The organism is Bacillus sp. BB51/4, from assembly GCF_008368845.1.
Classification (GTDB): domain Bacteria; phylum Bacillota; class Bacilli; order Bacillales; family Bacillaceae_G; genus Bacillus_A; species Bacillus_A wiedmannii.
The window spans coordinates 250,132-272,268 of the sequence record NZ_QOSC01000013.1; the positions used below are offsets into that span (position 1 = coordinate 250,132).

Annotated in this window: 21 protein-coding genes; 11 read left to right on the forward strand and 10 right to left on the reverse strand. The window is 36.2% G+C overall.

Annotation, left to right across the window (positions count from 1 at the left end):
- Positions 1 to 10: 10 nt before the first annotated feature.
- The 4 genes from DN392_RS18545 to DN392_RS18560 form a co-directional block, all read right to left on the reverse strand.
- Positions 11 to 256, reverse strand: a complete 246-nt coding sequence (locus DN392_RS18545) for a hypothetical protein (protein WP_061672514.1) — start codon at positions 254 to 256, stop codon at positions 11 to 13.
- A gap of 192 nt (positions 257 to 448) precedes the next feature.
- Positions 449 to 883, reverse strand: a complete 435-nt coding sequence (locus DN392_RS18550) for a hypothetical protein (RefSeq protein ID WP_061672513.1) — start codon at positions 881 to 883, stop codon at positions 449 to 451.
- A gap of 85 nt (positions 884 to 968) precedes the next feature.
- The gene (locus tag DN392_RS18555) at positions 969 to 1,940 is read right to left on the reverse strand and encodes an MBL fold metallo-hydrolase (protein ID WP_071742727.1); all 972 of its coding nucleotides are present in this window, start codon (positions 1,938 to 1,940) and stop codon (positions 969 to 971) included.
- 95 nt (positions 1,941 to 2,035) lie between these two features.
- Positions 2,036 to 2,245 (reverse strand): DUF3925 domain-containing protein, encoded by a 210-nt coding sequence (locus tag DN392_RS18560; protein WP_000844971.1) that lies wholly within the window; start codon positions 2,243 to 2,245, stop codon positions 2,036 to 2,038.
- Between the two features lie 224 nt (positions 2,246 to 2,469).
- On the opposite strand from DN392_RS18560, the gene bsaA reads away from it, so the two are divergent.
- Positions 2,470 to 2,952, forward strand: a complete 483-nt coding sequence (gene bsaA, locus DN392_RS18565; protein WP_000219419.1) for a glutathione peroxidase — start codon at positions 2,470 to 2,472, stop codon at positions 2,950 to 2,952.
- Positions 2,953 to 3,035: 83 nt separating this feature from the next.
- Here the strand turns inward: bsaA and DN392_RS18570 are convergent, their stop codons facing one another.
- The 5 genes from DN392_RS18570 to DN392_RS18590 all read right to left on the reverse strand — a co-directional run bounded on the left by DN392_RS18570 (position 3,036) and on the right by DN392_RS18590 (position 8,795).
- Entirely contained in the window at positions 3,036 to 5,264 is a 2,229-nt protein-coding gene (locus DN392_RS18570; RefSeq protein ID WP_071742725.1) for a transglutaminase TgpA family protein, read from the reverse strand.
- Positions 5,261 to 6,475 carry a DUF58 domain-containing protein gene (locus DN392_RS18575; protein WP_061672510.1) on the reverse strand — a complete coding sequence of 405 codons (1,215 nt, stop codon included), beginning with the start codon at positions 6,473 to 6,475 and terminating at the stop codon, positions 5,261 to 5,263. Before DN392_RS18575 ends, DN392_RS18570 begins: the two co-directional genes overlap by 4 nt.
- Positions 6,475 to 7,437 (reverse strand): AAA family ATPase, encoded by a 963-nt coding sequence (locus tag DN392_RS18580; protein WP_071742722.1) that lies wholly within the window; start codon positions 7,435 to 7,437, stop codon positions 6,475 to 6,477. The genes DN392_RS18575 and DN392_RS18580 overlap by 1 nt, the downstream gene beginning before the upstream one ends.
- A gap of 390 nt (positions 7,438 to 7,827) precedes the next feature.
- Positions 7,828 to 8,178, reverse strand: a complete 351-nt coding sequence (locus DN392_RS18585; protein WP_061672509.1) for a hypothetical protein — start codon at positions 8,176 to 8,178, stop codon at positions 7,828 to 7,830.
- A gap of 116 nt (positions 8,179 to 8,294) precedes the next feature.
- Complete coding sequence (locus DN392_RS18590) at positions 8,295 to 8,795, reverse strand: hypothetical protein (RefSeq protein WP_071742720.1); 501 nt, start codon at positions 8,793 to 8,795, stop codon at positions 8,295 to 8,297.
- A gap of 476 nt (positions 8,796 to 9,271) precedes the next feature.
- Between DN392_RS18590 and DN392_RS18595 the strand changes: the two genes are divergently transcribed.
- From DN392_RS18595 to narI, 4 genes are read left to right on the forward strand one after another with little or no spacing between them, the layout of a single operon-like run.
- Positions 9,272 to 12,955, forward strand: a complete 3,684-nt coding sequence (locus tag DN392_RS18595; protein WP_088321663.1) for a nitrate reductase subunit alpha — start codon at positions 9,272 to 9,274, stop codon at positions 12,953 to 12,955.
- Positions 12,945 to 14,420 carry a nitrate reductase subunit beta gene (gene narH / locus DN392_RS18600; protein WP_000692693.1) on the forward strand — a complete coding sequence of 492 codons (1,476 nt, stop codon included), beginning with the start codon at positions 12,945 to 12,947 and terminating at the stop codon, positions 14,418 to 14,420. The genes DN392_RS18595 and narH overlap by 11 nt, the downstream gene beginning before the upstream one ends.
- A gap of 19 nt (positions 14,421 to 14,439) precedes the next feature.
- Entirely contained in the window at positions 14,440 to 14,970 is a 531-nt protein-coding gene (gene narJ / locus DN392_RS18605; RefSeq protein ID WP_000814228.1) for a nitrate reductase molybdenum cofactor assembly chaperone, read from the forward strand.
- A gap of 17 nt (positions 14,971 to 14,987) precedes the next feature.
- Positions 14,988 to 15,677: a respiratory nitrate reductase subunit gamma gene (gene narI, locus DN392_RS18610; RefSeq protein WP_088321664.1), complete on the forward strand. Its 690-nt coding sequence runs from the start codon at positions 14,988 to 14,990 to the stop codon at positions 15,675 to 15,677.
- A 93-nt stretch (positions 15,678 to 15,770) separates the two neighbouring features.
- Here narI and DN392_RS18615 read toward each other — a convergent pair whose 3' ends face one another.
- Entirely contained in the window at positions 15,771 to 16,463 is a 693-nt protein-coding gene (locus tag DN392_RS18615; protein WP_064449668.1) for a Crp/Fnr family transcriptional regulator, read from the reverse strand.
- Between the two features lie 280 nt (positions 16,464 to 16,743).
- Here DN392_RS18615 and moaA point away from each other — a divergent pair, with 280 nt between their 5' ends.
- The 6 genes from moaA (at position 16,744) to narK (ending at position 22,113) form a co-directional block, all read left to right on the forward strand.
- Positions 16,744 to 17,757 carry a GTP 3',8-cyclase MoaA gene (gene moaA, locus DN392_RS18620; RefSeq protein ID WP_000544618.1) on the forward strand — a complete coding sequence of 338 codons (1,014 nt, stop codon included), beginning with the start codon at positions 16,744 to 16,746 and terminating at the stop codon, positions 17,755 to 17,757.
- Between the two features lie 17 nt (positions 17,758 to 17,774).
- Positions 17,775 to 18,788, forward strand: coding sequence for a molybdopterin-synthase adenylyltransferase MoeB (locus tag DN392_RS18625; protein WP_064056656.1), 1,014 nt, complete (start codon positions 17,775 to 17,777; stop codon positions 18,786 to 18,788).
- Between the two features lie 40 nt (positions 18,789 to 18,828).
- Positions 18,829 to 20,118 carry a molybdopterin molybdotransferase MoeA gene (locus DN392_RS18630; RefSeq protein WP_000890790.1) on the forward strand — a complete coding sequence of 430 codons (1,290 nt, stop codon included), beginning with the start codon at positions 18,829 to 18,831 and terminating at the stop codon, positions 20,116 to 20,118.
- A 44-nt stretch (positions 20,119 to 20,162) separates the two neighbouring features.
- Positions 20,163 to 20,633 carry a molybdenum cofactor biosynthesis protein MoaE gene (locus DN392_RS18635; RefSeq protein ID WP_000149968.1) on the forward strand — a complete coding sequence of 157 codons (471 nt, stop codon included), beginning with the start codon at positions 20,163 to 20,165 and terminating at the stop codon, positions 20,631 to 20,633.
- Entirely contained in the window at positions 20,630 to 20,863 is a 234-nt protein-coding gene (gene moaD / locus DN392_RS18640; protein ID WP_000573670.1) for a molybdopterin converting factor subunit 1, read from the forward strand. Before DN392_RS18635 ends, moaD begins: the two co-directional genes overlap by 4 nt.
- An 80-nt stretch (positions 20,864 to 20,943) precedes the next feature.
- Positions 20,944 to 22,113 carry a nitrate transporter NarK gene (gene narK, locus DN392_RS18645; RefSeq protein WP_000841868.1) on the forward strand — a complete coding sequence of 390 codons (1,170 nt, stop codon included), beginning with the start codon at positions 20,944 to 20,946 and terminating at the stop codon, positions 22,111 to 22,113.
- Positions 22,114 to 22,137 lie beyond the last annotated feature (24 nt).

Genomic DNA, 22,137 nt, shown 5'->3' on the forward strand with positions numbered 1-22,137 from the left:
CGTAAATATATTAACCACCTATTCCTTTTGCTAGCGATAAGAAATATACAAATACTAGTATTACTCCATTTAATGCTGTACCAACTATTCCGAATAACCAATTCTTTGATGCGATTGCAAAAATAATACCGAGTAATGAAAGTATAGCTAGAATCGTAATAATTAAAGTTAAACTTGCATGCGGTCCTCTTAAAATAAAGAAAGAACATATACTTGCGAGAGACGTTAGACACGAGAATCCAAAAAATCTATACATAACAATTCTTCCTTAGTTGAAGTGTCATGGGACTTAGTACACGATTTTCTTTAGTTTAACATAAATTTCCTTGCCGCATGTATAGTGAATTTTACAAGTAGTATCGCACTTATAAATAAAACGATTTAATGGTGCGGTGCCAGATTTATTTACAGCAGACCGTCGTAACCAACGACATTTAAGAATTGGTCATCAATTATATCTTTTCATATTTGCAGTATCTTTTTGTATAAAACAATCTAAAAGGGAATAACCAGCTATTAAACTAATTATCGTAACAAAAGTAGTATTTATAAGAATAATATTAGTTAAATAAGGTAGGTATGCACCAACTGGTGAAAAGAGTAGAGCTGGAGAAAAGGAAATGAATAACGTAGGCACAGTAATAGCGATAAATTTATCCGGTTGAAAGCGCCAGTTTTGTTTACTTGTTTCGCGATTAATGGATTGAAGGAATCGTAATAAAATGCCAACTATAAGAGGGAAGAGTGTAAAGTAGAATAATCTTGGATAAACGTTAAAATTCACCTGCGCATCTGTATCTAAATAAAATTGAATTTTTACCCCGACAAATAATAATAAGACGATAAATAAGGTAAAGCAGAGGTATAGCATCACTTTTTGCATTGCATTCCACCATCCTTTACTCAAAATATATTCAAAGAAAAAAGAGATATACAATAACTACTGTTGTATATCTCTTCTTTTACTGTTAGCTAATAGTGGAATTTGTTTTTTCTAACTTTGTGAAATAATCAATAATGCCCATCGCGCTAATTTCTATATCTAGATGTAAAATGTTATAAACGGAATGATCTGATGGAACGTTTAACATTGTAAGATGAGAAGAGATTTTTTCCATTAACACAGTTTGTAATGCTTTAGTCGCTTCGTCGAAATCATTATACTGTTCAAAGACCTCTTTACCAGTATGAACGAAAATAGGTAGCCAATGTTCCAGTTGGTTATATACTTCTGTAACATTGGAGGATGCACCGTAATGGCCGAAATAAATAGTATCTACATTTATACTTTGAATATGATTTTTAGAAGCAATCATCGCATCTGGCTGGAATTGTGAAGGGGACGTTGATGGTAAATATAGTTCAACACCAAGGTCTGCGAGTTCTCTATAATAAATGCCAATTGTATCGCCAGTAAAAATGCCGTTTGTTAATGAATCGTGAATGCTAATATGGTGCTTTGCATGTCCCGGTGTATCGTAAAATGTAAGTGTACGGTCTGCGGCAATTTTTAACGTATCACCATTTTGTACAATACGAACACGTTCTTCTTCTATAGGAAGAATTGGATCAAATAGTTTATCGAAATCTTCTTTGTATACAGCTTTTGCGCCTAAAATGAGTTTTGTTGGGTCAATCATATGACGAGCACCGCGAGAATGCACATATAAAGTAGCGTTTGGACACTTTTCCATCATTAAACCAGCAGCCCCGGCGTGATCTAAATGAACATGTGTAACGATAATGTTTTTTACATCGTATAAATCAATATGTAATTGTTGTAAGCCATCTAAAATATACGGAAGAGAAGGGGCTGCACAAGTTTCAATTAAAGTAATATCGTCACCTAATAAAACGTACGTACCAGTTCGTTCATTGTGTTGTAAATCAAAATCATCAATAAGATATAGGTGTGAAGATAATTGCTCTACTTTTTTCATCGTTACCACTCCTTAGTTACTGTATGTTTCTATTATACGCTAAAATAGAAAAAGGCAGAAAACGAAAGCTCGTCTTCTGCCTTTTTAAAGTGTTGTTATTTCGTTTGTTCTTTATTGATAGACATAACGAACAGTCCAACTATGCCACCAACGATTGGAAGCATAATCTCTCCTGCTAAATTAAAGTAGGAGCTTAAAAATAAACCATTTACATCGATTACCCAGCCAGTAACATACAATAACATCATATATATTACGAAATAAAACTCGCGATTTGAAATCGTTTCATGTTGTGCAGTTTTCATAATGAACACCATCCTTTTCTTTTATAATGGAATACAAACTGTCACATTTTGTTCACAATTCAATTGTAAAACTTTCCATCATAAAAGTCTAGTAGTCTGTGTCGAATTTTTGAACAGAAATAAAGCGCTATCATATTGGGGTGTAAGTACGTAATAAGAGCTGTATATTCATGAATGTAGTATAGTATAAACATAGAATGATAGTGAAGAGAGGGGTAAGGAAAATGACAGTTTATGATTTTTCAGCTAAAACGATAACAGGAGAAGATAAATCGTTAAAAGATTACGAAGGAAAAGCACTTCTTATTGTAAATGTAGCTAGCAAGTGTGGTTTTACACCGCAATATAAAGGGTTACAAGAAGTATATGATAAATATAAAGACAAAGGACTAGAAATACTCGGTTTCCCTTGTAACCAATTCGGAGGACAAGAACCAGGTACAGAAGCAGATATTACTAGTTTTTGTGAGTTAAACTACGGTGTAAATTTCCCGATGTTTTCAAAGGTTGATGTAAAAGGTGACAAGGCTCATCCTCTGTATACATACATGACAGAACAAGCACCAGGTTTACTCGGTATGAAAGCAGTGAAATGGAACTTTACTAAGTTTCTAATCGGAAAAGACGGGAAAGTAGTAGGGCGTTTTGCGCCGCAAACGAAGCCGGTGGATTTAGAGGTTGAGATTGAGAAGGTACTTGGGGAATAACTAGGAATTTCACTTTATTAAAAAACGCCTCAAAGAACAATGTAGTTCTTTGAGGCGTTTTCTTTCAACTCACATTATCAAGATTAAATCGCTGAATGGAAGTCATTTGATTTTGGCGGAGAGGCTGCTTTTTTCATAAGGATTTCCCATAAGTGTACGGATTTCTGCCATTCTGTTGCGGATTGTCCCTTTTGATACATAGCGTTCTCATAACTGAAAGTAAGTTGTTGCATATGAGCCGAGTTGTAAAGTGTATCAATGTGGAGAGCATATTCTCGGAATGTTTGACTTTCCCCACGTGGTATACCGATTCGCGCAAATTGTTTTAAAAGTGCGCCATAAGCTTTGCTATAAACAGCATCACCTTTTCGGTATTTATAGAAAAGAATGATAAAAAATGTAATCCATTTTATTCTAGTGGTGAAGAGAATATATCCTACAATACTAGTCGATATCGTAGAGAGAAATACGTACCACCAGGAAAATTCATTTTTAGAATTTGTACTCTTTTTAGTAGTAGTTTCTTCTGTATCGTCTATTAAATTTTTGAGCTTGGCTTCATTGTTCCGCTGGCGTATTTGCTCGTTTTGAGAATTAGTTTCTTCGCTATTTTGTATAGTAGGAGCAGGAGTATTATTTGTGAAATTATAGGGATTCGTAAATCCTTTTGTTGGTTCGAATGGAATCCATCCGTATCCTGGGAAATATACTTCGACCCAAGAGTGTGCGTTATCATTCGCGATTTTATATACATCGTCACCTTCTGCAGAGGCAAGTGTATTATCAAGAGTTCCTTCCGTATAACCTTTTACCCAGCGAGCAGGAATCCCGGCGGAACGAAGTAACACGATCATAGATGTCGAGAAATTATTACAGTAGCCGCTTTTTGTATCGAAAAGGAATTGATCTACATAATCTTGGTTTTTGGCAGGGAACGAGACATTCATTGTTTCATATACAAAAGAATGGTCGGTAAAGTAGTTTTCAATAGCTAATACTTTATCATATCGGTTGTCTTTATCATTTGTTAGATTAACAGCTAAGTCTCTTACTCGCTGCGGTAATGATTCGGGAAGTTGCGTGTACTTTTTCATGAAATAAGGATTTGTTTCTTGGCCTTCATTCATTTTAACAGCTTTCAATTTTTCTATGGAAAACTCCGGGACATCATATGTTACTTTATAGGAATTTAAAGTAGTAGAAGAATCTCCATCCATCGTATAGATTTTTTCAGAAAATGGGTCAACGCTGTATGATACATCTGAAGAAGCCTCAACTGATATTAACCCTGCTGGATAGGTAAGGTGAGGATAACTTTTTTGCATGTTGATTGTTGCCTTTGTTGTCTCCATTTTTGTATTTTGTTCGTACCAGCTCACGACGTCGTTTTTATTTTTAAAAGAAATCTTTTTTTGATTTTCAGAAACTTCCCAGCCTTTTCCTGTATAAAAATCTTTCGTTTCGACTCTCCAATATTGTTTGTTTTGCGTTTGTGCTGTGAAAACAATTGTAGGATCCGCCTTAAAAGGACCGCCTAATCTCGAGTCATCTAAACCATACCCAATTTTAGAAACTTCTTGCTTTTTACTTGCTTCGGATGTATTGAATTTTAAAAAATCCATTGGGTTTGGCCATTGAGGTCCAAATTTTGGAGCAAAGTATGCGATGGTTACTGAAAATACAATAAATAGTGTAAGTGGTCTAAGTAATTTTGAGATTTCTCTAGCATAATTTTGTAAGTGTTCCATCTCTTTTATTCGTTCTATGTGGAGATGACTAAGCATAAAAAAAACGATGACAACAGTACGAATAATAGCGTAGTTTGCATTGTATAAATGTAAGTCGTGAAAAATTGTGATATAAATAATAGTCAATATAAGAAATAACAACCCACGTTTTTTATGAATCATCCAAAAAGAGATGAAAGCACTTAAAAACCAAAATGATAAAAGCAATAAAAGTGTTGGGAAAACTGGAGAAATATCTAGCAAATTCCCCTGAAATAACAAGGAGGAATTTTGAGAAATATCAGTAAAAAATTTCGTTAGCCAAGATGGATTTATAAAAGCATTTTTATAATATAGGAAATGAATGATGAATAAAATCGTGACGATCTTTATTGGAATCTGCCAACTTGTTTGAAAAAAAGAGAGTGTGAAGCAAATTCCTATAAATATTATAAAAATATCTAATCTACCTACGTTTGTAATACCTACGAGGGGCCTTAGCCATTCTAGTAAAAGTAGAAATGCGCATGCATGCATGAAAAATCTAGTCATATCCAATTGTTTTTTTTCCTGTAATGTTATCATTTGCTCACCTCAAAAAACACGTTTGTATACTGGTTTCCATAAACCACATTTACAAATATTTGTCGTTTTTGTAGAGTTTCTAGAATACTGAGTTCTCGGTGTGAGAGTTGATTTGCTTTTTCTTTTACGACAAACACCATTAATTTTCTATTTTTTATAGCAGCAAAGTCAGCCGCCTTTTGAATATCGGGAGAAAGATCGCTTGTCACGAGTATAATCGTGACGGGCTCATAAATTTTTCTTAATTCCATTTCTACACTCCGGGAGAGCGGGAATACACTATCTGCGTGTACTTTCGCTAAATGACAAAAGATTTGCTGCAACTGGCTATCTCCATTGTCTAAAGGAAAAAAAGTACGTTCTTTTCCGACAGACACGAATGACGCCGGTGAATTTTGCTTCAAGACAGACCTGACAATAGAGGCAGTAAATGTGACGACTGATTCGAATAGAGGGGATGGGGTTCTGTCCATAAATATCATGATATTATGGCTGCGTTGTTGTTCAAACTCTTTCGTCATAATATTGTTTGTTCGTGCAGTTGCTTTCCAATCAATCCATGAAAAGCGGTCGCCAGGTTTATATTCTCTGACACCGACAGAAATTGTAGAGTCTTTTGCTAAATTTATATTTGCTGAAAGCGCTCCTTGTTCGAAATGATTTTCCAATTGTCGATATGTTATATCTACATACTGAGGGTAGACTAAAAATGTATCTGGAACTGAAAAAGTTACTTCTTTCTCCATCATACCGAATAGATCACCAATTTTGACACGTACGCTTGAAAAAGTGTGCTCTCCTCTAGGTATTGTGTCAATTGCATATTGAAACGAAATATTTTGTTTCAATCCTGGAAAGAGTATTGCCTTATTTACTTTCGTTTGTTTACAATTTGTGAATTGTAATGGCAGTTCATCTTCTATAATTAAATAAAGTAAGGGAAATGGAAAACTTCTTTTTATTGTAATCGTGCTTAAAAATGGTTCTCCTGCTACATATTCGTCTTGATTTGTTCTTCGTTTTACCTCAGCGTTCCGTAAAGCAAAGAAGGGAAGCAATAGTGAATAAAGGCCAATAGGAATCGCACTGTAAAACAAAAACCAACTTACAAATCCTCCTTGAAGCATAGCGTATACAAAGGTTAAGACTAGGCATAAAGGAATGAGTGATAACTTAGTAACATGATATAGTGCTCGTAGCATGCGTTTCATCAAAGGTTCATCGTCCTTTGAGTCGGCACGGCAGTTCGTGCAACGATTTTTGAAATAACTTGTTCCCCTGTTACTCCTTCAAATTTTGCTTCCATTTTTAGAATGAGTCTGTGAGCTAACACGTAAGGAGCTAAAAATTTAACATCGTCTGGAATAACATAATTTCTACCATGGATGAATGCATAAGCTTGTGAAGCTTTCATTAAAACAATTGAGCCACGTGGACTTGCACCTAGCTGTATAGAACTATAAGAACGAGTCTGACTAACAAGCTTTACAATGTAATGCTTGATTGCTTTGTCCATGCTTACTTCTCGTACGCTTTGTTGTAAATAAAGTAACTCTTTTATTGTAGTAATAGCTTGTAGATGGGAGAGTGGATTTGTTTTTTCCATCCGGTTTAAAATTTCAAATTCTTCTTCTGGTGTAGGATATCCCATTTTTAGTTTCAATAAGAATCGATCGAGCTGGGCTTCTGGTAAAGGGTATGTTCCCTCATATTCGACCGGATTTTGTGTAGCCATTACAAAGAACGGTTTTGGTAACGGTCTTGTCATGCCATCTATTGTAATATTGCCTTCTTCCATACTTTCAAGTAAGGCAGATTGTGTTTTGGGAGATGTACGATTAATTTCATCAGCAAGTATAAAATTCCCCATGATTGGTCCAGGCTTGAACTCAAATTGGAGCTCTTTTGGATTGTAAATAGAAACACCTGTTACATCTGACGGCAGTAAATCAGGTGTGAATTGAATTCGCTTGTAATCAGCATCAATGGATTTAGAAAGAGCACGTACTAACATTGTTTTCCCGACACCAGGAACATCTTCTAATAGTACATGACCTTCAGCTAAGAGAGCTGTCAAGGATAAGATCGTTTCTTTTCGTTTTCCGACCATTAATTTTTCAATATTGTTTATTATTTTTTCTACAATAGGATGTAATGAATCAAGCTGGGGCATCGTAACCCTCCTCATTTTATTAACGTTTTCTAATCTATTTAGTGGAAAATAGAATTTACGCCTCTATTTGCGGGAAGTAAAAATCTTATCTCTAATTCTGAGAATATTCAGATTATTTATCTCGATTATATCTAGTATAATTGTTTCCGTAACTTAGGGCAATATGGTAAATAATGATTTGTAGTTTTATGTGCAATATGTCTTGATATAAACTAGTATTATCGGTAAAACATAGAGGAGGGGAAGGAAAGAGTGACTTCGATGAGAAAAATAAATAGCATAGGGAACCCTACGCGTAAAGTTGGAAACCTATATCATACGCCTTGTGATTAAAATTTATATGAGTAATAAATAAAGCCGACTTCATTAAGAGGCCAGCTATGTAAATTATTACAATCCTTTATTTTTATCTTTCTTATATTCTTTTTGTTTATCTAACCAAATATGAATTAATTCTACCAAGTCCATTGTTTCAATTTCACAATATTCGCCTTTACCATCTTCGGCTAAATTGTCTAACACAGTAGTTGTATCGTTCCGAATTTCTAAACCGCAAATGTTGCCATTTACTACTACATAATTTTTTTCTCCGTTTAAAACACTTTTTATTTCTTCTAAAATCCAATCTCCAAAAGCTGAAACTTCAATTCCTAAAAAAGTTTCAACAAGTTTAATTTCTTGAGGAAGTCTCATAACTAAATTTCTACTGTTAAGTACTTCAAAACTATATGGATATTTCATGACTATTTTACTCCTTTATTTCTGGATTTAGGGACTCTATTTACTTCTCCATTAATCTCATAAGCTCTATTAAGGTAAGAAGTTCTTATACTATCATCACTCTTGTCCTACTTGAATTATAGTAAAAGTAGATTATTATTAAACTTATCTATCCAATATTTCTCTGATGTAGGTATGAATTCAGTGAAATCTTCATATGTACCACTCCAATCTTTTGGTACATAGTTTTCGTATGATGCCGGTTCTGGAAACATTGAATATAGTATTTTATTATCAAAGTTAATTAATAAGACTGGACTAAAATCTAATAGATCTTCTCCTGCATTTTTCCTTTTAATATTTTCAATTAGTAAATAATTTATTTCCTCTTTAGTTGTTTTATATTGATTAATCCTTAGTAAAAATACTTCTACATTTTCATTATTTAATACTTGTATTCCATTTCTTTCTTCCGTTTCCTCATTATCTTCAATGCTTACACCTAAATTTTTATATGCATGATCTAATTTATCATAATCTAAAAACCATAGTTCTTTATCTGTTACATACCATCTAAACTCATTTTTATATATAACGGCTACTATAATGTTTTCTGCATAAAGCGGTTCTAATATCATAATATCCTCCTTTTATTATTATCTTATAATCCTGCCATTCTGGGTGTATTTTTCTATTCATTCAATTCAACTTGCTGATAATTCATATGGATTCCCTAGCGTTTTTTGTTCAACTATTTTCAGGATAGTTGCCCTTGGTAGGGTGGGATTAAAGTATTTCATTTTATTTATAAACCGATATAACGATTTAGGCATATCAAATTTAACTACTCCCAAATTACTTCCTCTATTATATAAGAAATTTTTTGCACGTTCATTATTATCAGTACTTCATCTTAAACTTTTCTAGAAGCAAGGAAGTAATTTAACAGTCAGTGAAGGATGTGATCCCTCCACAATGATTAGATATTCACTTTTTTATATTTTTTTCGGAATTTTTGACAATCTCTTGAACTGTGCGAAATGTCACATCTGTATTTTACAACCTCTCTTATAGTAAGGGTATGTAAGAGAGACGTATTAAAGGAGTGAACAGTATGAAGAAGAAACCTTCAGCACTAATGAGACGTTTAAAATATTTTTCACCAATAGATCGTTATAACGATAATCATACACAAGAAACATATGAAGATCGTGAATGGGAAAATGTGTACAGAAAGCGTTGGCAGCATGATAAAGTAATCCGTTCTACACACGGTGTGAACTGTACTGGTTCTTGTAGCTGGAACATTTATGTGAAAGATGGAATTGTAACATGGGAGGGTCAAGAGCTTAACTATCCAACAACAGGTCCTGATATGCCTGATTTTGAACCACGAGGATGTCCGCGTGGAGCGAGCTTTTCTTGGTACATTTATAGTCCACTTCGTGTGAAATATCCATATGTACGTGGTGTGCTTTGGGAAATGTGGCAAGAAGAACTACAAAATAACGAGTCACCATTAGATGCTTGGAAAAGCATTGTGGAAAACCCTGAAAAGGCACGTAAGTATAAGCAGGCGCGTGGTAAAGGCGGATTCATCCGAGCGAATTGGGATGAAGTATTACAACTTGTTTCAGCTTCTTTACTTTATACAGTAATAAAATACGGTCCAGACCGAAATGTTGGTTTTTCACCAATTCCAGCTATGTCGATGTTAAGTCATGCTGCAGGTAGCCGCTTTATGCAACTTATGGGCGGGCCGATGCTTAGCTTCTATGATTGGTACGCTGATTTACCACCAGCTTCTCCGCAAATTTGGGGTGATCAAACAGATGTACCAGAAAGTAGTGATTGGTATAACTCTGGTTACATTATGACATGGGGTTCAAATGTACCGATGACGAGAACACCAGATGCACACTTTTTAGCAGAGGTTCGATATAAAGGAACGAAAGTCGTTTCTGTAAGTCCTGACTTCGCCGAGTCTACTAAGTTTGCGGATGATTGGATTAGTGTGAAACAAGGTACAGATGGTGCGCTTGCGATGGCAATGGGGCATGTGATCTTACAAGAATTTTACGTAGATAATCAAGTGGAATACTTCACAAAGTATGCGAAGCAATATACTGATTTTCCTTTCTTCGTCACATTGAAACAAAAAGGAGATCAATTCGTCGCTGATCGTTTCTTAAATACTACTGATATTGGACGTGAAACGAAGTTAGGAGAATGGAAACCTGTACTTTGGAACGAGAACACAAAAGATTTTGCAATACCTCACGGCACAATGGGGTCACGTTGGGATAACGAAAAGAAATGGAACTTACGTTTAGAAGATGAACAGACAGGTGAAACGATTGATCCACGTCTTTCTTTACTTGGAATGGAAGAAGCGATTGAAACTGTACAAATTCCATACTTCTCTGATGATGGAAATACAATATTAGAACGTACAATTCCAGTGAAAAAAGTTATGACAGAAGAAGGCGAAGTGTGCGTTACAACTGTATATGACTTAACATTAGCAAATTACGGCGTGAATCGAGGGCTTGGCGGACAAGAGCCGAAAGATTTCAATGATGATGTACCGTTTACGCCTGCATGGCAAGAGAAAATGACAGGGGTGAAACGAGAGCTTATTATTCAAATCGCTCGTGAGTTCGCACAAAATGCTGTTGATACGAATGGTCGCTCGATGATTATTATGGGAGCTGGTATTAACCATTGGTTTAACTCTGATACGATTTATCGCGCCGTTTTAAATCTTGTTCTTCTCGTTGGGGCACAAGGTGTAAATGGCGGCGGTTGGGCGCATTACGTTGGTCAAGAAAAATTACGACCAGCGGAAGGATGGCAAACAATCGCGATGGCAAAAGATTGGCAAGGGCCACCGAAATTACAAAACGGTACATCTTTCTTCTATTTCGTAACAGATCAATGGCGCTATGAAGATACACCAGTTGGACATTTAGCATCACCAGTGGAAGGCAACTCTCGTTATCAACATCACGGTGATTACAACGTATTAGCAGCGCGACTTGGCTGGTTACCTTCGTATCCGACATTCGAGAAAAATGGGATTGAATTATATAAAGAAGCTGTTGCTTCTGGTGCAACAACGCAAGAAGAAATCGGAAAATACGTTGCACAAAAATTAAAAGATAAAGAACTGAAATTTGCAATTGAAGATCCAGATAACAAAAATAACTTCCCGCGTAACTTATTCGTATGGCGTGCAAACTTAATTTCGAGTTCTGGTAAAGGTCACGAATATTTCTTAAAACATTTATTAGGTACAACAAATGGATTAATGAATGACGATAGTGATTCGTTACGACCAGAAGAAATTAAGTGGCATGAAGAAGCACCAGAAGGGAAGCTTGATTTACTCATTAATTTAGATTTCCGTATGGCTGGAACAGCGCTTTATTCTGATATCGTCTTACCAGCTTCAACTTGGTATGAAAAGCATGATTTAAGTAGTACAGATATGCATCCATTTGTACATCCATTTAATCCAGCAATCGGTTCACCGTGGGAAGCGCGCTCTGATTGGGATATTTTCACTTCTCTTTCTAAAGCTGTGTCAGATTTAGCGAAGAAAATCGATCTTGAACCAATGAAAGAAATTGTTGCAACACCACTTCTTCACGATACACCACAAGAATTAGCGCAACCACTTGGCAAGATTAAAGACTGGAGTAAAGGTGAGTGTGAAGCGATCCCAGGCAAAACGATGCCACAAATTCATGTTGTCGAAAGGGATTATAAAACGATTTATGACAAAATGACTGCGCTAGGACCGAATGCAGGGAAACAACCGATTGGTACAAAAGGGATTTCTTGGTCTGCAGAAAAAGAATATGAGCAACTAAAGAGTCGATTAGGAGTTGTTCGAACAGATTCTATTGCGAAAGGTTGCCCAGACATAAAAGAAGCAATCAATGCTGCTGAAGCGGTATTAACGCTTTCTTCTACAACAAACGGTCATATGGCAGTAAAAGCATGGGAAGCACTTGAAAAACAAACCGATTTAAAACTACGTGATTTAGCAGAAGAACGTGAAGAAGAATGCTTCACTTTTGAACAAATTACAGCACAACCGAAAACAGTAATCACTTCTCCAGCCTTCACAGGTTCTGAAAAAGGTGGACGACGTTATTCACCATTTACAACAAATGTGGAACGTCTTATTCCTTGGAGAACGATAACTGGTCGACAATCTTTCTACTTAGATCATGACATGATGAAAGAATTTGGTGAAACGATGGCAACATTTAAACCAATTCTGCAACATAAACCGTTCCGTAAATCACGACCTGAAGTAGAAGGGAAAGAAATTACATTAAACTATTTAACGCCGCATAATAAGTGGTCGATTCATAGTATGTACTTCGATTCATTACCGATGTTAACGCTGTTTAGAGGTGGTCCAACTGTTTGGATGAATAAAGAGGACGCTGCAGAAGCTGGCGTAGCAGATAATGATTGGATTGAGTGCTTTAACCGTAACGGTGTTGTTGTAGCGCGTGCTGTTGTAACGCACCGTATACCGAGAGGAATGGCATTTATGCATCATGCACAAGATCGCCACATTAACGTACCTGGTACGAAATTAACAAGTAACCGCGGGGGAACGCATAATAGTCCAACTCGAATTCACGTGAAACCGACACATATGATTGGTGGATATGGTCAATTAAGTTATGGATTTAACTATTATGGTCCGACTGGGAATCAGCGCGACTTAAACGTTGTAATTCGCAAATTGAAGGAGGTAGATTGGCTTGAAGATTAAAGCACAAGTCGGAATGGTAATGAACCTAGATAAATGCATCGGATGCCATACTTGTAGCGTAACATGCAAAAACACCTGGACGAACCGTCCAGGTGCTGAATATATGTACTTCAATAACGTAGAAACGAAACCTGGTATTGGTTATCCGAAGCAATGGGAAGATCAAGAGAAATATAAAGGCGGCTGGGAATTAAAAAATGGTGAAATTCAGCTGAAATCCGGTTCGAAAATGAAACGCCTTATGAATATTTTCCACAATCCAGATCAACCAACAATCGATGATTACTTTGAACCTTGGAACTATGATTATGAAACGTTAACAAATAGTCCGCAGCGTAAGCATCAGCCAGTTGCACGTCCGAAATCAGCAATTACAGGCGAATTTATCGACAAAATTGAATGGGGTCCAAACTGGGAAGATGATTTAGCTGGTGGACATATAACAGGATTGCAAGATCCGAACGTAAAGAAAATGGAAGAAGAAATTAAAACAGATTTTGAAAATGTCTTTATGATGTATTTACCACGCATATGCGAACACTGTATGAATCCATCTTGCGTATCATCTTGTCCATCTGGTGCGATGTATAAACGTGAAGAAGATGGGATTGTTCTTGTAGATCAAAACGCATGTCGTGCATGGAGATTCTGCGTATCATCTTGTCCATATAAAAAAGTGTACTTTAACTGGCAAACGAATAAAGCTGAAAAATGTACAATGTGTTTCCCACGTATTGAAGCTGGTATGCCAACAATTTGTTCAGAAACATGTGTAGGACGTATTCGATATATTGGGGTAATGCTATATAACGCTGACAAAGTAAAAGAAGCGGCTTCTGTTGAAAATGAAAAAGATTTATATGAATCTCAGCTTACTGTTTTCCTAGATCCAAATGATCCAGAAGTAGCAGCTGAAGCGAAAAAACAAGGCATTCCTGAAGAATGGATTAAAGCGGCACAACAGTCGCCAATTTATAAAATGATTATCGATTGGAAAATTGCTCTACCTCTTCATCCAGAGTATCGTACAATGCCAATGGTTTGGTATATACCACCGCTTAGCCCAATTATGAATATGGTGGAGGGGAAAGGTAGTAACTGGCAAGCAGAAGAGATTTTCCCTGCTATCGATAATATGCGTATTCCAATTCAATATTTAGCGAACTTACTCACTGCAGGAGATGAATCACACATTCGTCTTACATTAAAAAAAATGGCTGTCATGCGAACGCATATGAGAGCACTGCAAATTAATAAAGAACCAAATGAAGCTGTATTAAAAGAACTTGGTTTAACGAAACAGGATGTAGAAGATATGTATCGTCTTCTTGCTATCGCAAAATATAAAGATCGCTTCGTCATTCCGGCCACTCACCGCGAACAAGTTGCAGATTTATATAACGAACAAGGAAGCTGTGGTTTATCATTCGCAGGTGGCCCAGGCTCTTGTATGACAATTTCTTAAATAAAGGAGGCAGAAAAATATGAAACAAAGTTTACAAACTGCTTTTTCCTGTTCTTCATTCCTTCTCTCCTACCCGGAACTAGGGTGGAGAGAAGATGTAACTGAATTACAAGAAGAGATTGCAGCAATTGAACAGGAAGACGTTAAAGTATCACTTACAGCATTTGTAAAACAGGTGCTAGATAAAACGAATGATCAACTCATTGACAGTTACGTATATACATTCGATTTTGGTAAGAAAACAAATATGTATCTTACTTATATGAACACTGGTGAACAAAGAGAAAGAGGTATTGAATTACTAGAGTTAAAACAACATTATAAAAAATCTGGTTTTGAAGTAACAGATAAAGAACTCCCTGATTATTTACCGCTATTACTCGAGTTTTTTGCAAATGCAAATGAGCAAGACAGTGAACCAATTATGAGTAAATACAAGGGGAACATACAAGCATTACACGTTCAGTTAAAAGAAGCAGATAGTATGTATGAACCAATTCTTGCGGCTGTTCTACTCGCTATCGATGCATGGGGTGTACAGACAAATTAGAAAGGAGAGTTGTTAAAATGATGGATCAATTTCTATGGGTATTGTTTCCCTATATCATTTTTGCAATCTTTATCGGTGGACATATTTTCAGATACAACTATGATCAATTTGGATGGACATCAAAATCTAGTGAACTATTAGAAAAGAAAATGCTCCGAATCGGAAGTATATTATTCCACTTTGGGATCATGTTCGTAATTGGCGGTCATGTTATGGGGATTTTAATTCCAGAAGCTGTATATCGCTCAATAGGTATTTCTGAGCATATGTATCATGTAGTAGCAATTAGTTTCGGGCTTCCGACAGGTGTTGCTTCTATCATCGGTTTAATTATATTAACATACCGCCGTGTAACGGTAAAACGCATCATTGCAACGAGTACAAAGGGAGATTATATTGCGCTTATTTTATTACTTATCGTTATGATGGCAGGGCTTTCTTCAACATTTTTAAACATCGACTCAAAAGGATTTGATTATCGTACAACGATAGGTCCTTGGTTCCGAAGTCTCTTTATTTTCCAACCGAAAGTTGAATATATGACGGAAGTACCTGTATGGTTTAAAATTCATATTCTGGCAGGCTTAGGGCTTTTCGCAGTATGGCCATTTACTAGACTGGTACATGTATTTAGTGCCCCAATTAAATATGTAAGCCGTAGTTATGTAATTTACAGAAGACGTATTCCAAATGAATTGAAAAAATGATTTAGTTTTATATGTTTAGTAATTTATAAGGAAAGCCGAGATCTAATTGGAGACCTCGGCTTTCCTTATAGGTATAAGTATCTAAATAAGATGCTAATCAATGCTACAAACAGAAGCAGAGCAATCTTCACAAGCAATTGCACATTTTAAAAATTGTAAATCGTGAATTGTAATCTTTCCTTTATGAATAGAAATTGTACCTTGCTTTTTTAATTCATTTAACATTCGATTTACACTTTCACGTGAAGTTGCACAGAAATTAGCAAGTTCTTGATTCGTTAAAGGTAAATCGATGAGAATACCATTTTCTTTTAACACACCATAACTATTTGTCATTCGTATGAGAGTAGAATATAGGGCACCTTTTTTGCCGTGTAATACTAAATCTCGAAACTTCGTCTGCATTCTTCTTAAATGTTCACTAATCCATTTCATAAATTCAAATACAAGTGCGGGCTTTTGGAGTAATGCTTTTTCTAACGCTTCACGCTTTATAACGCCTACTTCAACATCTTCAAGGCATTTTGAATTTAATAAATACTTCGCATTGTCCGTGAACAATGTTAATTCTCCGATAATGTCATATTCCGAACAAATCCGAAGTGTTAATTCTTGCCCGTCAGCACTTAGTTTACTAATTTGTACTTTTCCTGAGTGGACGATATAGAGTTCTGTCGCGTCCATACCTTCTTGAAAAATAAAACTTCCTTTTTTAATCTGCATTTTATATTCAACAGATGCAAGTAATTCCTTTAAATCTTGAGATAATGTCATACTGTTTGTCACAGCAATCACCTTTCTTCTTATAAGCAATACATTTCCTATTTTGAGTGTAAATATGCTGAAAATGCAAGAGCTATTTTAAAAATAATGTAAAATTTCAATGACCGTAAGTAGTAAGGGGATGGAGATGTGAACAAAATTCGAACAGATTTGTGAAGAATTTTTGAATGGGGAAAGTAATGTGAGAAAAGTCACATTGAATATGTCGCTTCTTTTTTATAATGAAGGCAAATAAAAAAATTGAAAGCTTACTAAGGATTGCAGCAGAAAAGAAGGGATATAGATGCACGAGAAAATGAAAGATTCTTTAGAACGACCACTTCAAGATTTACGTATTTCAGTTATTGATCGTTGTAATTTTAGGTGCACATATTGTATGCCTGCTGAAGTGTTCGGGCCTGATTACGCTTTTTTACAAGAAGAGTTTTTATTAACGTTCGATGAAATAGAAAGATTAGCAAGATTGTTTATAAGTATGGGAGTCAATAAAATTAGGCTTACTGGCGGCGAACCTTTATTGCGTAAAGACTTACCGCAGTTAATTGCAAGTCTTACAAAGCTAGAAGGTTTAAAAGATATTGGGCTCACAACAAACGGTATACATTTAGCAAAACAAGCTAAGGCGCTAAAAGAGGCGGGATTAAAACGTGTAAATATTAGTTTAGATGCGATAGAGGACCATGTCTTCCAAAAAATTAACGGAAGAAATGTAAGTACAAAACCTGTACTGAAAGGAATTGAAGCAGCAAAGACTGCTGGATTAGAAGTAAAGGTAAATATGGTCGTAAAAAAAGGGATGAATGATAGTCAAATTCTTCATATGGCTCGTTATTTTAAAGAACAAGAAATTCAGCTCCGTTTTATTGAGTTTATGGATGTGGGCAGTACGAACGGATGGAATTTTGAACAAGTTATTACGAAGGAACAATTAATAGAGAAGATTAATCGCGTATATCCGATTGAACCTGTTACACCTCGTTATTTTGGAGAAGTTGCGAAATTGTATCGATATGTAGGGAGCGATGCAGAAGTTGGATTTATTACTTCAGTATCTGAGTCATTTTGTTCCTCTTGTACGAGAGCTCGTATTTCGGCAGACGGTAAGTTTTTTACGTGCCTATTTGGAACGAAAGGAACGGATTTACGAACGCTTCTTCGAGAAAATATTCCTGATGCATCACTATTAAAAATTTTACAACATACGTGGCGATATAGAACAGATCGATATTCAGATGAAAGAACGGCGGAAAGTACAAATAAACGTCCAAAAGTTGAAATGTCATACATTGGCGGATAGCGAAAGGAGGATTCCCTATGCAAGGGCGATATTCAAGGCAAGTATTGTTTTCTGGAATTGGTGAAATGGGTCAAAGAAAAATAAGAGAAAAGCATGTGCTCTTAATCGGTGCGGGTGCACTAGGAGCTGCAAATGCAGAAGCACTCGTAAGGATGGGAATTGGGAAATTGACAATTGCCGACCGTGATTACGTCGAATGGAGTAATTTACAGCGGCAACAGTTATATACAGAAGAAGATGTACACCAGTGTAAACCGAAAGCAATTGCAGCGGCAGAACATGTAAGAAAGATTAATTCTGAAGTGAAAATTATACCAGTTGTAACGGATGTCACAATGCAAGAAATAGCAGAGTTAACAAAAGAAGTGGATCTTATAATAGATGCGACTGACAATTTCGATACGCGCCTACTTATAAATGACATTTCACAAAAAGAAAATATACCTTGGATATATGGTGGCTGCATTGGAAGTTACGGTGTAACGTATACAATTCTTCCTGGGAAAACACCATGTTTTCGCTGTCTGATGGATCATCCTATGGGCGGTGCAACATGCGATACAGCCGGAATTATTCAGCCAGCTGTACAGATGGTTGTTGCTCACCAAGTAACAGAGGCGATAAAAATATTGGTGGATGATTTTGAGGCGCTGCGAGGAACAATGTTATCATTTGATATTTGGAACAATCAATATCTCTCATTAAAAGTAAATAGACAGAGAAAAAGTACATGTCCATCTTGCGGGAAATCACGAACGTATCCAAGTCTAGCATTTGAAGCGCAAATGAAAACGGAAGTGTTATGCGGACGGAATACAGTTCAAATCCGTTCAGGAATAAAGAGAGATCTTAATTTAACCGAAATTCAAAAACGATTACAAAAAAGTGTACATGTCCAAAAAACACCGTACTTACTATCATTTCTAATTGATCAATATCGTTTCGTTTTATTTACAGACGGTAGGGCATTTATTCATGGGACAAATGATGTGAAAATAGCAAAACGATTATACGCAAAATATATGGGATAAAGAGTAAGAGGGTTTCAATTTATTAAAACGAGGTGAAAAAATGTTAGAAAAACGTATACCAATTCCAGTGGCAGAAGCAGTTGCACGTGTAATGGAATATGCCTACCAGGGTGAAATAGAAAAGGTTTCTCTTATAGAAAGCTACGGTAGAACGCTAGGAGAAGATGTTAATGCAGACCATGATGTTCCGCATTTTGATCGCTCTCCGTACGATGGGTTTGCAATTCGAGCGGAAGATACAATAGAAGCAAGTAGCAGTAACCCCATTCAGTTTGAAGTGATTGGCGAAATTGGAGCAGGTTTTGTTTTTACAGAAGAAGTGAAACCATTTCAAGCTGTCCGTATAATGACAGGTGCGGCAATTCCAGCCGGGTGTAATGCTGTTGTTATGTTTGAGCTAACGGAAGGATTTGAAGAAAACGAAAAGACATATATGAAATTAAAACGTTCTTTCTCTTCTGGGGATAACATTTCTTTTAAAGGAGAGGATGTAAAACAAAATAGCATTCTTGTGAGAAAAGGGACTGTTATTAACCCTGGAGTAGCAGCGCTTCTTGCTACGTTTGGTTATAGTGTAGTACATGTTGTAAAACACCCAGTTGTTGGGATTGTGACGACAGGGAGTGAATTACTTGAAGTACATGAACAATTAAAGTCAGGGAAGATACGAAATAGTAACTCTTATATGATTGCTGCTCAAATTGAACGAGCGGGCGGAGTTGTACAGTATTATGGACAATTCGCTGACGATTTTGAGACGTGTTATAACACTGTAAAAAAAGCGATAAAAGAAGTCGATATTTTAATTACAACTGGTGGTGTTTCAGTAGGAGACTATGACTATTTACCTGCTATTTATGAAAGGTTACAAGCTAATGTACTTTTTAACAAAATAGCGATGCGACCAGGAAGTGTGACAACTGTAGCTGAGTTAGAAGGAAAACTACTATTTGGTCTATCTGGTAACCCTTCTGCTTGTTATGTCGGTTGTGAATTATATGTTAGGCCAGTCATTAGAACATACTTGCATAAGAAAGATCCGCATGTATATCGAGCGGAAGCAATTTTACAGAAAGATTTTCCGAAAGCAAACCCATTTACTCGTTTTGTAAGAGGGAAAGTGGAAATTGTAGATGGAAAATTGCAAGTGACACCAGTTGGTTTAGACAAATCTAGTGCCATTTCTTCACTTGCAGAGGCGAACGCATGTATCGTCCTGCCGGGAGGAACGAGAGGATTTGAAGCAGGAATTACTGTTTCGGTACTTTTATTAGAATCAAACGCCGGAAGTGAGTGGCCTTGGGAAGAACCACTTCGATCATACAAATAATAGAAAAATAGATTACTAACTTATACAAAGATAAGAGGTGCAAGATGACACATACGTATTATGAAGTAATTGATACACCTATTTCAATTGAAGAAGTTACAAACAAAGTAATTCGTCGTGAATGCGGCGCAGTTACTACTTTCATTGGTACTGTTAGAGAATTTACGAAAGGCCGTCGTACACTATATTTAGAGTATGTAGCATATAAAACAATGGCAGAAAAACAGCTTGAGAAAATTGGCACCGAAGTAGGAGAGAAGTGGCCTGAGACATATGTCGCCATTACACATCGCATTGGTACATTACAAATTTCTGATTTTGCTGTTGTCGTCGCTGTTTCTACACCACACCGGGAAGCTGCCTATGAGGCAAACGAATATATTATGGAGCGTATAAAACAAATTGTTCCCATTTGGAAGAAAGAGTTCTGGGAAGATGGTGAATCATGGATTGGTGATCAGTTAGAGAAGGTAGCATATGCAAATGGTGAGCCTGGAAAGGAGATGAGAATATGATTGAAGTACTATTATTTGCACATTTACAAGAAGAAGTAAGTAAGCCAGCATTACACATAGATTGTGAAAATATTACGGTTGCTGAACTAAAGGAAGTGCTCATTAAGAAATACAATGTAGCGATTTCAAGTGAGATCATGGTCGCTATCAATGAAGAGTATGCACTAGAGGATGACATCATTCAAACTGGCGATGTTATAGCAATGATTCCGCCAGTAAGTGGTGGTTGATTCTTTTCAGCCTAATCATGTTAGGACGTGATTAGGCTGGAGGGAATGAATATAACTATGCATACATAGGAGGGAACAGGATGAAAAGTCCTAATTTTCAATTAAGTTTACAAACTTCTAATCTAGTTATCGGTTTTATGGTATGGGTCATTTTATCATCGTTAATGCCTTATATTAAAGCGGATATTCCATTAACTGCGGGACAAATTTCTATGGTAACAGCAGTACCGGTTATTTTAGGTTCTGTTCTTCGCATTCCAATTGGTTATTGGACAAATCGTTTCGGAGCAAGAAAATTATTCTTTATTAGTTTTATTCTATTATTATTTCCTGTCTTTTATATTAGTGTTGCCAATTCAATGATGGATTTAATTATTGGTGGATTATTTGTCGGAATCGGTGGCGCAGTATTCTCTGTAGGCGTAACATCTTTACCGAAATACTTTCCGAAAGAGAGTCACGGTTTTGTAAATGGTATTTACGGTGTCGGTAACGCCGGAACAGCAATTACTTCGTTTTTAGCACCTGTCATTGCAACTTCAGTTGGCTGGAGAACGACAGTACAGTGTTATTTAGTTTTACTTGCAGCATTTGCACTTATGAACTTTTTATTAGGCGATCGTAAGGAGAAAAAGGTGAATACACCATTAATGGAACAAATTCAAGGTGTATATAAAAATGAAAAACTTTGGTTTCTATGTATCTTTTACTTTTTAACATTCGGATCATTTGTCGCATTTACAGTATACTTACCAAACTTTTTAGTATCTCACTTCGGATTAGAGAAAGTGGATGCAGGTATGCGGACAGCTGGATTCATCGTATTAGCAACAATGATGCGTCCAATTGGCGGTTGGCTAGGTGATAAATTTAACCCATTTAAAATATTAATCTTCGTATTTATCGGTTTAACACTTTCAGGTATTATTTTATCATTTATGCCTAGTATGAACGTGTATACATTTGGTTGCTTACTAGTCGCATTTTGTGCAGGGATTGGTAATGGTACAATTTTCAAACTCGTTCCAATGTACTTCTCAGAGCAAGCAGGGATTGTAAACGGACTTGTTTCAGCCTTAGGCGGACTAGGAGGGTTCTTCCCGCCGCTAATTTTAACTTTACTATTCCAACTAACAGGCCATTATGCAATTGGATTTATGGCATTATCAGAAGTCGCACTTGCTTGTTTAATCATTACAGTATGGATGTATAGCCAAGAGAAACTGTTAGTGATGTTAAAGAATCATTAATCAGGAAAAAGAACCGTCCCAAAG